Origin of the sequence: Hephaestia caeni, from assembly GCF_003550065.1 — a bacterium.
In the GTDB taxonomy this organism is placed as follows: Bacteria; Pseudomonadota; Alphaproteobacteria; order Sphingomonadales; family Sphingomonadaceae; genus Sphingomonas; species Sphingomonas caeni_A.
This window is the reverse complement of the sequence record NZ_QXDC01000002.1, coordinates 90382-105362: the sequence shown is the minus strand read 5'-3', so window position 1 is coordinate 105362 and position 14981 is coordinate 90382. Positions and strand designations below refer to the sequence as shown.

11 protein-coding genes are annotated in these 14981 nt (G+C 64.9%); 6 read left to right on the top strand and 5 right to left on the bottom strand.

Annotated elements, in window-relative coordinates:
• Positions 1-167: 167 nt before the first annotated feature.
• Positions 168-332 (top strand): hypothetical protein, encoded by a 165-nt coding sequence (locus tag DFR49_RS21790; protein WP_170150880.1) that lies wholly within the window; start codon positions 168-170, stop codon positions 330-332.
• Positions 333-362: 30 nt separating this feature from the next.
• Here DFR49_RS21790 and DFR49_RS00430 read toward each other — a convergent pair whose 3' ends face one another.
• Entirely contained in the window at positions 363-1232 is an 870-nt protein-coding gene (locus tag DFR49_RS00430) for a LysR substrate-binding domain-containing protein (protein WP_119034097.1), read from the bottom strand.
• 179 nt (positions 1233-1411) lie between these two features.
• Here DFR49_RS00430 and DFR49_RS00425 point away from each other — a divergent pair, with 179 nt between their 5' ends.
• The 3 genes from DFR49_RS00425 (at position 1412) to DFR49_RS00415 (ending at position 5737) form a co-directional block, all read left to right on the top strand.
• Entirely contained in the window at positions 1412-2875 is a 1464-nt protein-coding gene (locus DFR49_RS00425; protein WP_119034096.1) for a putative 2OG-Fe(II) oxygenase, read from the top strand.
• A gap of 99 nt (positions 2876-2974) precedes the next feature.
• Positions 2975-4156, top strand: a complete 1182-nt coding sequence (locus DFR49_RS00420; protein ID WP_245968174.1) for an acyl-CoA dehydrogenase — start codon at positions 2975-2977, stop codon at positions 4154-4156.
• Positions 4157-4168: 12 nt separating this feature from the next.
• Positions 4169-5737, top strand: coding sequence for a long-chain-fatty-acid--CoA ligase (locus DFR49_RS00415; protein WP_119034094.1), 1569 nt, complete (start codon positions 4169-4171; stop codon positions 5735-5737).
• Here the strand turns inward: DFR49_RS00415 and DFR49_RS00410 are convergent.
• The 3 genes from DFR49_RS00410 to DFR49_RS00400 form a co-directional block, all read right to left on the bottom strand.
• Positions 5689-7281, bottom strand: a complete 1593-nt coding sequence (locus tag DFR49_RS00410; protein WP_119034093.1) for a spinster family MFS transporter — start codon at positions 7279-7281, stop codon at positions 5689-5691. The two genes, DFR49_RS00415 and DFR49_RS00410, sit on opposite strands and share 49 nt — an antisense overlap.
• Before the next feature lie 127 nt (positions 7282-7408).
• The gene (locus DFR49_RS00405) at positions 7409-8629 is read right to left on the bottom strand and encodes an acyl-CoA dehydrogenase family protein (protein WP_119034092.1); all 1221 of its coding nucleotides are present in this window, start codon (positions 8627-8629) and stop codon (positions 7409-7411) included.
• Between the two features lie 287 nt (positions 8630-8916).
• Positions 8917-11709 (bottom strand): TonB-dependent receptor domain-containing protein, encoded by a 2793-nt coding sequence (locus DFR49_RS00400; RefSeq protein ID WP_170150879.1) that lies wholly within the window; start codon positions 11707-11709, stop codon positions 8917-8919.
• A 363-nt stretch (positions 11710-12072) separates the two neighbouring features.
• On the opposite strand from DFR49_RS00400, the gene DFR49_RS00395 reads away from it, so the two are divergent.
• Both DFR49_RS00395 and DFR49_RS00390 read left to right on the top strand, forming a co-directional pair.
• Positions 12073-13275, top strand: a complete 1203-nt coding sequence (locus DFR49_RS00395) for a hypothetical protein (RefSeq protein ID WP_119034090.1) — start codon at positions 12073-12075, stop codon at positions 13273-13275.
• A gap of 26 nt (positions 13276-13301) precedes the next feature.
• Complete coding sequence (locus DFR49_RS00390) at positions 13302-13985, top strand: nitroreductase (RefSeq protein WP_119034089.1); 684 nt, start codon at positions 13302-13304, stop codon at positions 13983-13985.
• 59 nt (positions 13986-14044) lie between these two features.
• On the opposite strand, the gene DFR49_RS00385 is transcribed toward DFR49_RS00390, so the two are convergent.
• Positions 14045-14980, bottom strand: a complete 936-nt coding sequence (locus DFR49_RS00385; RefSeq protein ID WP_245968173.1) for a 2-hydroxyacid dehydrogenase — start codon at positions 14978-14980, stop codon at positions 14045-14047.
• Position 14981: the final 1 nt, after the last annotated feature.

Here is a 14981-nt window from a genome sequence, read left to right as displayed (position 1 = left end):
CGGCGCGAAAGCCGATAACGATTTGACCTACAGGTTGTGGCGCGACGGTCCCGTTGACTCAAGACGATTTATAGCACACGCTTACTATATCGGCGCGTTCGACTACGAGCACGGCGCCGACGGACAGTAAATGGAAAGCTGCCGCTTGTCGAAGCCGGGAGCTTACCATGAACAATCTCGATCGAAAATATATTGAACGACGCCGTCAAGAATGTCTTGCAGCCGCCGAGAAGGCAGCCGATCCGGGTATCGCCCGCGTTCACCAGAAATTTGCCGACGAATACGACCGCAGACTGAAAGGCGGTCAACCTGCTACTTTGCGCACGGGGTGATCGATAAAGTGTATATAGGGTCAGCGAACGTTACGGCACCACCTGGTTGAGCAGCCAGTTCGCGAATTCCCTTACCTTGGCGTTGCTTTCGGATTCGGCCGGGAACGTCAGCCAATAAGTCCGCCCGCTCTGAATCGGAGAGCCGAACGGGGAAATCAGCCTTTTGCTTGCCAGTTCCTTGGCGATGTACAGCGTCGGTAGCACCGCGACCCCCAGCCCGAGCGACGCGGCCTCGATCATCATGCTGTAGTTTTCGAAGCGCAGCCCCGCCTGGCCGACGGGCGCACCATAATCCTCCAGCCATTTGCCCCATAGTTCAGGGCGCGAAGGCATATAGAGCTTGTTGAAGACCGCGCCCGACGCGGTAACTTCCTCATAATGTTCGGGGGTGACGACGGCCACGATCTCCTCGGTCACCAGCCTGTGCGCCTTGAGATCGGACGGCGCCTCGGGAGAACATTCGATCGCGGCATCGACCCGCAACCGGGCGAAATCGGAGCGGCTCAGGCCCCGCACCAGATGCAGTTCGATATCATCATATTCGTGCGTGAAGCTCGCCAGCCGAGGCATCAGCCACCTTGAACCGAAGGTCGGCAGCACGCCCAGCCGCAAGACCCGGTCCATCGAACCGAAGGTAAGAAGGCGCGCGGTTTCGATTTCCAGTTCGTTGAGCACGCGCGAGACGGCCTCGAAGAAGAAATCGCCGGCTTCGTTGAGGATCAGCCGCTTCTTGTCGCGCACGAACAAGGGCCGTCGGGCGAAGCTTTCCAGATTGGCGATCTGGCGGCTGACCGCGCTCTGCGTCCGCCCCAATTCATCGGCGGCCTTGGTGACGTGGCCCAGTCTTGCGACCGCTTCGAACGCCTCGAGCGCGGGCAGGGTCGGTAGAATTCGGCGCATGCCCAGAAATCCCGGAAATCAGGAACCCAGCCTGTGATTTTACTGAATCGGGTACGCTATTGCACCGATCGCCTCGCTAACGCAAACCTGCCCGTCAATTCACGATCGATCGAGACCTGCGCGCTGCGCGCCGGTTTACGAAGGCATGTCTGGAGGCCACTATCCCCGATCTGGCGCCGTTGGAGAAGGCTGAAGCCGCGTTCGCAAACGCCGATTTCGTCGCGTTGCGCGCCGCGGCACAGGCGCTGGTCGATGCCGAACCCGACACGGCGCGCGGATGGCACCTGCTCGGGATCGCGTTGCGCCATGCGCACGAACCCGGGCTCGCTGTGGACGCAATCGATCACGCCATCGCACTCGCGCCCACCGACGCCAATTTGCTCCACCTCCGGGCACTGCTCGAAGCCGAACGGGGTGGCGCATCCCTCCCCTTCTACACCAAAGCGCGCGACGCCTCTCCCAACGATCCCGAGATCGTACTGGGCGAAGCAGTCGCCTTGTGCGAGGCCGGAGAGATCGACCGCGGGCTCGCGGCGCTCGACGCGATCAGCGCGGCGAATCCGGCATGGGTGAAGGCCCATGCCACGCTCGGCAAATTCCTGTGGGAAGGCGGTCGCGGCGAGCACCTCGCGGCACCGTTCCACCGCGCGATCCGCGATCGGCCCGACGATCCCGACCTCCGCACAACCTTGATCGCGCTGCTGATGCAGGCGGGCCTATACGGCGACGCTCTGGATGAAATCGACGCCGCCCGGCAGGTGTTCGGTGCCGCCGCATGGTTCGACGAGGTCGAAGCCGCCAGCGCCAGTGAAACCGGGCAGATCGCGCGCGCCGATCGCGCCTTCGCGATCGCGGGCGATACGCCGGGGGTCAACGCGGCCCGCGCGCGGCACGCACTGCGCACCGGGCGGTTCGATGAGGCGGCTCGGGTGGCGGAACGGGCCGTGGCATATCCCGAAGGCAAAGCCGCCTGGCCTTGTCTGGCCGCGGCATGGCGGCTGCTCGATGATCCGCGCTGGGCGTGGCTCGAAGGCGATGCGCGGCTTTTCGGCGAGATCGATCTGGCGATCGCGCCGCGCGATCTCGAGACTATCGTCGCGCTCCTGCGCACACTCCACACCGCCAGGCAGCCGCCGCTCGACCAGAGCCTTCGCCTGGGCACCCAGACACCGGGTTCGATCCTAGACCGGCCCGAGCCGGAAATACGCCGGTTGAGGGAGGCCGTGAGCGACGCGGTGCACGCGCACCTCGCCCAGCTCCCATCACCGGACGACAGCCATCCGGTGCTACGCGAGGTCGGCCGGGGCTTCCGATTCGCCGGATCGTGGTCGTCGTTGCTCCAGCCCAACGGTTATCACACCAGCCACATCCACCCGGCGGGCTGGTTCAGCTCGGCGCTCTATCTCTCGCTGCCGCCTGCGACCGGCGACGGCGCCGCGAGTTTCGACGGCTGGCTGCAATTCGGCGCACCGCCCGCCGAATTGGGCCTGGCGCTGCCACCCTTCCGGCGGGTGAAACCGCGCCCGGGGCTGCTCGCGCTGTTTCCCTCGATCACCTGGCACGGCACCGTGCCGTTTGCCGCCGGGGATCGGCTTACGATCGCGTTCGATGTCGTCTCCACCGCGCCGCTTCGGCAAAGTTGATGATCGCGGCGCATGATCTTTCGGCCCAATATTCATGCGACGCGGCCGCGGCGACATCCTACCAGCGAGGCGCCCACTGGTAATTTTGGACGGATTTTTGTGTCTCACTCCGGTTTGTCATTCGCCTGGAACGACCCGCTCCATCTGAGCGCGCAATTGACCGAGGAAGAGGAGAGCGTCGCCCGCTCCACGCGTGCATACGCGCAGAACGAATTGATGCCGCGTATCCTGAGCGCCAATCGCGAGGAGCGCTTCGATCGCGAGATCATGTCCGAAATGGGCGACCTGGGCCTGCTCGGCGCGATGGTGCCCGAACGCTTCGGCGGCGCGGCGCTGGGCCATGTCGCCTACGGGCTCATCGCCCGCGAGATCGAGCGCGTCGATTCGGGCTATCGCTCGGCAATGAGCGTCCAGTCGTCGCTGGTCATCCACCCGATCCTCGCCTTCGGCAGCGAGGCGCAGAAGGACGCCTATGTTCCTAAACTGGCCGGCGGCGAGCTGGTCGGCTGCTTCGGCCTCACCGAACCCGATGGCGGTTCCGATCCCGGCGCGATGCGCACCCGCGCCGAACGCGTCGCAGGCGGATTCGTCCTCAACGGCGCCAAGACGTGGATTACCAACGCCCCGATCGCCGATCTCGCGATCATCTGGGCCAAGCTCGACGGCGACATCCGCGGCTTCATCGTCGAGCGCGGGACGCCCGGTTTCGACACCCCGAAGATCGACGGCAAGATGAGCCTTCGCGCCTCGACCACGGGGATGATCGCACTCACCGATTGCGCCATTGCCGAAGACGCGATCCTGCCCGATGTGACGGGGCTGAGGGGCCCCTTCTCATGCCTCAACAAAGCGCGCTACGGGATCGCGTGGGGATCGATGGGGGCGGCGGAATTCTGTTGGGAAGCGTCGCGCGCTTATGCGCTCGATCGCACCATCTTCGGCAAACCGCTCGCCGCGATGCAGCTCGTCCAGAAGAAGCTCGCCGATATGCAGACCGAAATCGCCCTGGGGCTACAGGCCACGCTTCGCCTCGGGCGCCTGCTCGATGAGGGCGCCTGGTTGCCCGAGGCGATCAGCATGTTGAAACGCAACAATTGCGGCAAGGCGCTCGATATCGCGCGGCTGGCGCGAGACATTCATGGCGGCAACGGGATTGCTGACGAATATCATGTCATCCGGCACATGATGAACCTCGAAACGGTCAATACCTATGAAGGCACGCACGATATCCACGCGCTGATCCTCGGCCGCGCGCAGACAGGTCTGGCAGCCTTTGCCTGAGCCGGCCGGATCGTGAGCGAGGACGCGGCAGCATTGGAGTCGATCGCCGACATCGTACGTGTGCGGGCGCGGACGTGCGGCGACAAGATCGCGATCGTTCACGACGAAAAGCGAACGAGCTATGCGGCGCTCGATGCACGCTCCGGCGAGGTTGCATCGGCACTCGACACCGCCGGGATCGCTCCCGGCGACAGGGTGGCCGTGCTCAGCCGCAATTGCGATACCTTCTACGACCTGCTGGCGGGTGCCGCAAAAGCACGAGCCTGCCTGCTGCCGTTGAACGTTCGCCTGTCCGAAGGCGAACTCGCCTACATCATCGACGATGCGCAGCCGCGCCTGCTGTTCGTCGGCAGCGGGTTCGAAGACGTGGCGGCGCGCGTCGTGCAGGGCTGCGCGGCACCGCCGATACTGGTGACGCTCGACCACGCCTATGCGGGCTGGCGCAGCCGGCGACCCCAAGCGCCCCGGAAACGGGTATCGCAGCCCGACGACGATGTTCTGCAACTCTACACCAGCGGGACCACCGGGCGCCCCAAGGGCGTCGTGCTCAGCAACCGCAACCTTGCCGCGGTGTGGCGGATGAGCGCGACAGTACCGGGCTTCGATTACCGCGCCGACGATGTCGTGATGACCGTGATGCCGCAATTCCACGTCGCCGGGATCAATACCGGCCTCCTTGCGCTCCATCACGGCGCCGCGATGGTGATCGCTTCCGACTTCGCGCCCGCCGCCTTGCTCGCATTGATCGAACGCTACCGCTGCACGCAGGCGTTCCTGGTGCCGTCGATGATCATCATGCTGCTCGATCATGGCGGCTTGCGCCCCGACCACGTGGCGAGCCTGCGCCAGATCGCCTATGGCGGCTCGGCGATCACCGGGGCGCTGCTCGACCGCGCCCGCGCGACGCTGGGCTGCGATTTCGCGCAACTCTACGGCATGACCGAAACCACGGGCGCGGGAACCGTCTTATCGCCGGAAGAACACGATCGCCCCGGCAAGGCGGGGTCGTGCGGGCGCGCCTGGCCGGGGCTCGAAATCGTCGCGATCGACGAGGCCGGATGCGTGCTGCCGCCGGGGCAGCACGGCGAACTCGTCATCGCCGGTGAGACTGTGATGGAAGGCTATTGGCGTCAGGCCCAGGCCACCGCCGAGGCGCTCCGCCCCATTGGCCTGCTGACCGGCGACGGCGGCTATATCGACGCCGAGGGATTCGTCTTCATCGAGGACAGGATCAAGGACATCATCATCAGCGGCGGCGAGAATATCGCGCCGTCACAGGTGGAGGATGTGCTCGCCGGTTATCCGGGCGTGCGCGACGTGGCGGTGATCGGCGTGCCGTCCGAGCGCTGGGGTGAAGCGGTCAAGGCCTATATCGTCGCCGAACACGGCGCCGCGATCGATCCCGCCGCGGTGATCGCCTGGGCACGCATGCGCCTCGCGGCCTACAAGCTGCCCAAGTCGATCGACCTGATCGATGCGATCCCGCGCAACGCCTCTGGCAAGGTTCTGCGCCGGCAACTCCGCGACTTGAATCAAGCGGCGGCGATCGAGGCTTCGGGCCTCGGCTCGCCCGCGGCATAAGCGCGCTCGAACTTGGTCGCCTCGGCCTCGCCGGTGCGGCGCGCGACGATCCACAGCAACACCAGCGACACCGGCGAAATGATGAACAGGCAGTACATGCCCGTCGCCAGCGAGCCGGTGACGGTCGCCACCTTGCCGACGAAATACGGGCCGAGCGCCAGCCCGAGCATCGTCGCGCCCAGCAGATAGGTCGCGCCGATCGTGCCGCGCATCCGGGGCAGCACGAAATCCTGATACGCCGTGATCGCCGATCCGAGCCACAGGCTGTTGAGCAAATACACGATCGCGCTCAGCACACAGTAGAGCGCGAAATTATCGATCGCGAACATGATCGCGGCGAACGGCGCGGGAAGAACAATCGCCAGCATGCAGACATAGACGCGCCCGCGCACGTCGCGGCCCTTCCACATGTCGGAGAGCCTCCCGCCGATGATGACCCCCGCCGCCGACGCCGCGGCCGCCGGAAGCCCGATGTAGAGCCCGGCGACATCCTTCGCCACGTCGAACGTGCGGATGCCGTAGGGCGCGACCCAGAACATATAGCCGTAAGTGAAGAACGACAGGCTGCCGAAACCAAAGATCGCGAGCAGCACCGTCTTGCTGCCCCAGATCAGGCGATAGGTCGGCGGATCGCTGAATTTGAGCATCTGGATCCACGAGAACACCGAATAGATGCCGACTCCATAGCCGACCCATTGCGCGGTATCCCCCGTGCCGGTGACCAGCGCGTAGACCGCCAGTGCAACGCCGCCGAGCACCATCAGGTTGATCCGCAGCGCGCCGGGAAAGCGCGCCACGCTCCATAAGGTCAGCGGGGGCAGGACCGCCGCCATTTCGAGCGCGAAGCGCCGCCACGCGCCGGGCTGCGCGGGCGGCATCGGCGTGCCGTCGCTCGCGCCGCGCATTGGTTCGCGCAGCGTGAACATCCACAATGCCATCAGCAGCCCCGGCAGGCCGACCGCGAGGAACGCCGCCTGCCACCCCGCAAGCCCGAAGGGCGCGCCGCCGGCGGCATAGGCATGGTTCCAGCTATCGGCGATCCAGCCGCCCAAGGGCAGGCTGAGCCCCATCCCCAGATAAAGTCCCGCCGAATAGATCGAGATGGCGAGCGCGCGCCTGCGCTTCGAGAAGTAATCGGCGAGCATCGAGAACGCGGCCGGCGACGCCGCGGCTTCGCCGATCCCGACGCCCACCCGCGCCACGGCAAGCTGCGCGAAATTCGCCGCGAGTCCCGACAACGCGGTCATGCTCGACCAGGCCAGCAGGCCCAGCGCGATCAGCCGCCCACGATACCAATCGTCGGCCAGTCGCCCGAGCGGAATCCCGAACAGCGCGTAGAAGATCGCAAACGCGGTCCCGTAAAGAAAACCAAGCTGCGCATCGGTGAGCGCGAGATCCGCCTTGATGTCCTCGGCAAGGATCGAAATGATCTGTCGATCGATGAAATTGAGCGCATAGACGAGAACCAGGACGCTCAGCGCATACCAGGCATAAGGCCGATCGGATTGCGTGGCGTCGTCCGCCCCGTTCTCATTCGCCGCCAATCGTCATCCCCTCATAAGGCGTTGCTCTGTGGTCAAGGTCGCAAACCGCGCCCGAGAAATCTCACAAAAAGTACGACTGGGTTCATGATCCTATCGAATGGATCGGTCTCGGTGATCGCGACCCCTGTCATTCGCGGAGATGGCGGCGCGCGATCACCACCTTCTGCACTTCGGACGCACCCTCATAGATGCGTAGCGCACGGATCTCGCGATAAAGGCTCTCTACCGCCTCGCCCTTGACCACCCCCAGCCCGCCGAACATCTGGACGGCCTTGTCGATGACGCCCTGCGCGGCTTCGGTGGCATAGAGCTTGGCGATCGCCGCTTCGCGGCTGTTCTGGCGCCGCGCCACGTCATGCGTCCACGCCGCGCGGTAGATGAGCAGCGCCGAGGCATCGACCTCGGCCACCATTTCGGCGAGGCGCGATTGGGTGATCGGGTTGGACGCCAGCGACGCACCGAAAAGCTGGCGCGACCGCGCGCGACCGGTCGCCTCGTGCAGCGCGCGGCGGGAAAAGCCGAGCGCCGCCGCGCCGACCGTCGATCGGAAGAGATCGAGCGTCGTCATCGCATTGGCGAAGCCACGGCCCACCTCGCCGATCAAGGCGTCTTCATCGAGGAGACAGTCCTCGAACCGGATTCGCGCCAGCGGGTGCGGCGCGATCACCTCGATCCGCTCGGCGACGTGGAGCCCCGGCGCGTCGGCATCGACGATGAAGGCCGAGACACCTCTCGCCCCCGGCGCTTCGCCAGTGCGGGCGAACAGAACGTAGAAATCCGCGATACCGCCGTTCGAGATGAACGTCTTTTCGCCGTTGATCCGATAGTGCCCGCCACGCCGCTGTGCGAGCGTTTCCATATTGGCGACATCGGATCCGCTGTGCGCCTCGGTCATCGCGAAGGCGGCGATTTTTTCGCCGCGCACCACCGCGGGCAGATAGGCTTGCTTCTGCGCTTCGTTGCCCGCCAGGCTGATCGTGCCCGATCCCAGCCCCTGCATCGCGAAGGCGAAATCCGCCAACCCCGAATGGTAGGCGAGAATCTGGCGGATGATGCACACCGACCGGATATCGAGTTCGTCGAAAATGCCGCCATAGGCAGCGGGCGCGACATACCGCAGCCAGCCCCCCGCGGCGAGCGCGCCGACCAGCCGGCGACACGCCGCATCGATATCGGTTTCGTCATGTGGGTGCGCGGCAAGCTCGGTGGCGCACCACGCTTCAAGCTCGGCGGCGAGCTGGCGGTGATGGTCCTCGAAAAAGGGCCATTCGAGGTACGTCTGGTCGACGAACGGCGCCGGCGGCTCGCCGTGTTCCGCGAGCGGACCGGTATTCGTATCATTATGCATCGTTGATTTCACTCAAGGAGCGCCCGGCACGCTCGGGGAAGCGTGCCACGGCCGGACCTTCACCGTGCAGGCAAGGAATTGGTGCGATCGTGTCGCGGGCTCACGGTGCTGCGGAGGCAGCAACCCTACCCGCACCCACGACGGCCCCGATGCTCGCGACGCCTCGCCGGAACGTCCGCCGCGCGGTGCGCGCGGCCAATACGCCGCGCATTGGGAAAGCATCCGATGCGCCCGGTGCTTCGATCATAAATTTCCCTTTCATTCTCGACGTACGAGCAAGACGATGATCAGAACCGGAAGCGGAAACCCGCCGTGTAATAACGGCCGATCGCGTCGTAGACCGAGTAGTTGGACCAGCTCAGATGCGTGCCCGACACGCGTGGTGAGAGCGGCGGATCGCGGTTGAACAGGTTGTTCACCGTCAGATAGAATTCGTGCTGTTGGTCAGCCCCCACCCGGAAGCGCGCGGCAAGATCGGAATACCAGACGGCCGGGATGGTATTGTCGTTGATGTCGACGCCCTCGACGAAGGTGACGTCATACTTCCCCTTGTGGATGTAGCGTTGCTTCCAGCTAAGCTCGATCGGACCGGTCTTGTAATTCGCGGTGAAGGTGCCCTTCCATTCGGGGTTGTCCGACAGGCCGACCTCGCCCGCGCGATTGATCGAGATCGACCCCGGCGTCGTGCGCGCGAACTGCCACTGATAGTTGGCCAGCGCCGACAGGCCGAGCTGTCCGCCCAGGAACGGAAGGCGATAGTCGATCTCGAAATCGATACCGCTCAGCTTGAGCGCATCGAGATTGAGGTTCGGAAGATCGATCCGGTAATTGGTGCCGGCGACGATGGTGATGTTGTCGCAGGCGGTCTGGTTGTTCCTGAGATAGCACTCGTCCATCGTCTCCTGACGGCCGAGGTTGGAGATCGCGCCCTTGATGTTGATGTTGTAATAATCAACCGAGGCGCGGAAACCGCGGATGAACGCCGGCTCCACTACCACGCCTGCCGTCAGCGTATCGGCCTTTTCCGGGTCGAGATTGGGGTTGCCGCGCGTCAGCGTGACGACATCGACCGTCTCGCCGGTGATCGGGTGGCGCGCGGTGCCGATGCCCTGGCTGCCGCCGGTGAAGAGTTCGGCGACGTTGGGGCCGCGAATATCGCGTGAACGGGTCGCGCGGAAGCGAAGGCCGGAAATCGGCATATAGTTGGCGCCGAACTTCCAGGTGACGACCGTTCCGCTGGTGCTGTAATCGGCAACGCGCGCGGCGGCGTTGAATTCGAGCAATTCGACCAACGGGGCGTTCCGGGCGATCGGCGCGGCGATCTCGAGGAAGCCCTCCTTGATGTCGAACGAGCCCGCTAGCGGCTGCGGATTGCCGACGATGAACGGCCCGACGCGGCCGGCGAGCCCCGCGGGGCCGCCACGGACGCCGGTGTAATCGACGATCTCCGCGGTGTTGGCCGACGTCGTCTGGCGCGCCGATTCCGAGCGGTATTCGATACCCGCGGCAACCGTGATCGGATCGGACCACAAGGCGAACAGCGACCGCTGAACCGTCAGTGCGACGACATCCTGCCGCAAGCTCAGGTTTCGCCATTCGTCGCCCGTAATATAATCGAGCGCCCCGGCAGAGGGTGATCCCGCGCCGAAGGGATTGAACGGCACGCAGCCCGCGTCATAGCCCGCCAGGGTCGAACGGCAGACGATGTCGCCCGTCACGGGATCCTCGACGGCGTCGATCGCGGCGTAGAAGCGGCGATTGTGCAGAACGTCGAAATTCGTGATCCGGATCTCGTTTTCGCCGTGCGTATAATAGCCGTCGATCGTCCAATCGCCCGGTGTCGCGGTGAAGCCCGTCGCCACGCGCCACATTTCCTTCTTGTTCTCCGCCCTGATCATGCTTTCGGAATGGATGCGGCCGAGGCGGAAGGACGCGATGCCCTCGTCCGCCATCCGATCGCGGATGACGTCGGGCAGAAAGGCGTTGTTGGCGTAGATGGTCGGGGCGGCGGTGGCGTAGGTGTAGTTGTAATACTGGTCCCAATTGGCTGTCGCCTTGCCGTAATTGCCCTCGACGAAGACGTTCAGGTCGTCGGTGACGTCATAATCGCCGCGCAGGAACCCGGTGTAGCGTTCGGTGCCCGCCGAGATGTTGCGATCGTTGCGGATACCGTCACCGCCCAGCATGAAGCTCGCCGAGCGCACGGTGCCGAATTCGAACGGCGCCGGCGCGCCGCCCGGCAGGAACTGGGTTCCCGCGAGTGGCCCCGCGGTGATCAGGCCGCCGAAGGTCGAGTTGGAAACCACCGCGCCATCGGCGACGATCAGCCGCGCCGGGCCGTCGCCCGAATTGGGGAGGAGCCCCGATCCGCGCCGGTTCCAGGCGCGATCGCCTTCGTACGGGCCGATCCCCGAATTCTTGTAATATTCGACGCTCGCGAGGATGTGGCCGCGCCCGAGGGCCTTGCCGGCGGTCAACGACGCCTTTTGCGATCCCGCATCGCCATATTCGGAAATCCCGGCCTGGACGGAACCCTTCAACCCCTCGAATTCGGTATCGAGGATGAAGTTCACCACGCCCGCGACGGCATCCGAACCGTAAGCGGCCGATGCGCCGCCCGTCACCACCTCGACCCGCGAGACGAGGCTTTGCGGCAGTGTGTTGATGTCGGTCGCGCCCTGATCGGTGCCGGCAACCACGCGACGCCCGTTGAGCAGCACGAGGTTCCGCTCGGCACCGAGATTGCGCAGGTTGAGCAGGTTCGCGCCCGCCGCTCCGTTGGCGGAAACGCCGCCCGCCTGGGGCACGTCCGAGCCGCGGAACTGGGGGAGCTGGTTGAGCCCGTCGGCAAGCGTGCCGGGCGCCGAGGTGAGCAGTTCGTCGGAGGTCTGCACCGTCACCGGCGTCGGCGCGGTGAACCCCGAGGTGATGCGCGTGCCGGTAACCACGATCGCGTCGGCCCCGGACTGGTCGGCATCACCCGATTGGGCCGCGTCCTGCCCGAATGCCGGCGCCGCGCCCAGCGCAAGAGCAAGGGCAAAAGCCGAGGGCGCCCCGTAGAAACCATGCTTCCGCCTCATGACATCATCTCCCTCTTCACGATTTTTTTGAATCTTAGGGGCAGGTATCGACGAAGCCTCACGACTAATCTGTATGAAATGATGATCGGGATGAATGATCATCGGCGTCGCGGGCTCGAATGACCCATCTGACACCACGTTAAGTCGCTATGCAGCCGCGCTCAGAACACCGCCCTCGCCGGTGCCCGAGCGCGGATTCTTGCCGCGTCCACAGTGCCGTCAAAAACAATGACGGCAACATCGCCGCTGGCAGTGCCCGGATCGGTCATTCGCTAATCGCATACTCCCATGAACATTATTCCTGAGGCATCCGCGGTTCTGGTGCTAATCTCAAGCGAACGACACCAGGGAGAGGGCGAGTTCATGACTTTCGAACATGGATTGGAAAAGGCCGGATCGAACGACGTCGATCAGCTCGACATCGGACGGCGCGAATTCTTCAGAAACGGCGGCGCGGCCGGCATCATGGGGGTGGCGCTGGGCACCGGTTTGATCGTGCCGATGGGCTCCGCGATGGCACAGACCGGGCCTGAATTTCCGAAGCCGAAGGGGTTACTGCCCGGCGGTCAATCCGATTCGCGTTTCCCGGTCTCGTTCGCGGAACCGGTGACCGAAGGGCTGCGGCTCGTCATCGAATATTTCACCGCGCTCAATCAGCGTGATGTCGCGGGAATCGCGAAAACGCTCCATTTTCCGTTCGCCATTTACGAGAACATCGAACCGCTCGTCTACCAGAGCGAAGCCGAGTTCCTGCGCAATCCACCGCCGACGCTGAACGCCACCGGTAGCGGGCCGACGCACATTTCCCCGCACTCGTACGACCTGCTCGAATCGGTCAACGTACACCTCTACTGCCCGGTCGGCGGCGTGTTCTCGCTCGGCTTCACGCGCTACAAGCCCGAAGCCGACAAATTGTTCGATTGCGAGGGCATCTATGCCGTCACCAACAACGACGGGCGATGGGCGATCGAAATGGTATCGACGATCATCCACGAACGCGGGTTCGAGGGCGATCCGCACCCCGATGCCGAAACCACCGCGCGGCTGGCCAGCGAGGGTTATCTCGCGGCCTTCGGCTATCGTGATGAAACGCTGCTCGACGATCGCACCAAGGGGCGCGGATCGTTCGAGGAGCGCCTGCCCATCGGCACTCGGACCGCGAGCGTGGATTTCGGTTACGGGCCGCGCGATCGAACCCGCAATGCGCGCAATAACGATCCGATGAAGGGCTGGAAGGTCGCGGGCGTCAAAAGCCGCTTGCGCGTGTCGAACGTCACCGCCGACGTCGGCGAACAGCAAACCAACCTGAAGGAATTCGTCGAGCTCGCCGGCGGCACCGTCGGCGATTACGGCTATACGCGCATCAACGAGCACCGTCCGCTCGTGCTCCATGCCACGCACGACAAGGCGCATGTGCTCGGCGGCTATACCCGCTTCACCACCGACAGCCGCTTCATCTCGGAAACGCGCAGCGTCGGCATTCGCGTGCGCAAGGGCGGCCATTGGGGGTCGTCGGGCGGCATCGGCCAAGTCACGCATCACGACGCGTCGAACTCGAAAGCCTGAGGGCGCACGAACGAAACCTCGCTGGTATGATGCGCGATCTCGATCTTTTTGAAGCGATCGCACGGCGCAGGCGCGCGGTCAGGGCCTTTCTTCCGCAATGCGTGGACCGTGCCCTGATCGAGCGCCTCGTCGCGGCGGCAACAACCACACCATCGAGTTGTAATACCCAACCCTGGACCCTCCACATCACCTCCGGGATGGCGCTCGATCGCCTTCGTGTGGCGCTGATCGATGCGGTGTCTTCGGGGGTGCCGCCCGAATACGAGGTGGAAGCTGCCGGTCGTTACGAAGGCCAATTCCGCGAACGCCAGATCGACGCGGCGGTCCGGCTGTTCGAGACCCAGGGTGTCGACCGGAACGACAAGGCCGCCCGCGCCGCCTCGATGCTGCACAACTTCGCCTTTTTCGGGGCGCCGCATGCCGCCTTCCTGTTCATGCCACCCGATGGCGGCCTGCGCGAGGCGGCCGATTGCAGCAAATTCGCGCAGACGTTCATGCTCGCGCTGGCGGCGGCGGGGCTCGGCTCGTGTCCACAAGCCTCTCTCAGCGGCTATCCGTCGATCATTCGCGCTGCGTTGCGTTTGGACAACGAGCCAGGAAAGTTATTGCTCGGCATGTCTTTCGGCTATCCCGACGACGAAGACCCGACGGCGCTGGCCCGCCCGCCCCGCGCGACGACACAAGATGTGGTGTGTTTCCACAGCGACTGAACGCGTCTCCGCCGGTTGAACGCCTTGCCCAAACGAGGCAAGCGATGCCGCCCCTGCCTTCAGAACCGCGTCTCGGCGACCGGGGTCAAGGCATGGCCGTTTTCGAACCACGCCATGAGGTTGTCGGCGACGAGCGCGCCCATCGCCGCGCGGGTATATTCCGAGGCCGACCCTATGTGCGGCAGCAGCACTGCATTGCGTGACGTGAGCAACGCCGGCGGCACGTTCGGCTCGTCCTCGAAAACGTCGAGGCCCGCCGCGAGGATAGTGCCGTCTTCGAGCGCCGAGGCCAGCGCCTCGCCATCGACGACGCTCCCCCGCGCAACGTTCACGAACACACCGTTAGGGCCGAGTGCCTTGAGCACCGCCGCATCGACAATGTGCCGTGTCGCCGCGTTGCCGGGCAGGATCGCGATCAGCGTGTCACATGCCGCCGCCAGCGCCACCGGCGTCGGATGCCACGGATAGGCGACGGCCTCCTGCCGGGTGCGTCCGTGATAGGCGATCGCGACATCGAATCCTTCGAGCCTCCGCGCAATCGCCTTGCCGATGCCGCCCAGGCCGAGAATGCCGACCCGCCGCCCGCGCAGCGTCGGCGAGAGCGGAAACGGGCCGTGGGGCCATCGCCCCTCACGCAGGAACCGTTCCGCCTGCGGTAGTCGCCGGATCGTCGCCAGCAGCAGCCCGATCGTGAAATCGGCCACTTCCTCGTCGAGCACGCCGGGCGTGTTGGTGACGACGATCCCGCGCGTCGCCGCGACCTCAGCGTCGACATTGTCGTAGCCGACCCCGAAACTCGCCACGATCTCAAGCGCGGGCAGGCGCGCGAAAAGCGTGTCGTCGACGCGTCCGTAGAGCGTGCTGGTGGCGATGCCGCGGATCACGGCGCCGTGCGATCGGAGAAATGCCTCGGGATCGTCCTGTTCCCACAGCCGGTGGAGGGCGAAGCGCTGGTCCAGCCGCGCGGCAGCCGCGGGATGCATGGGCGCTGTCATG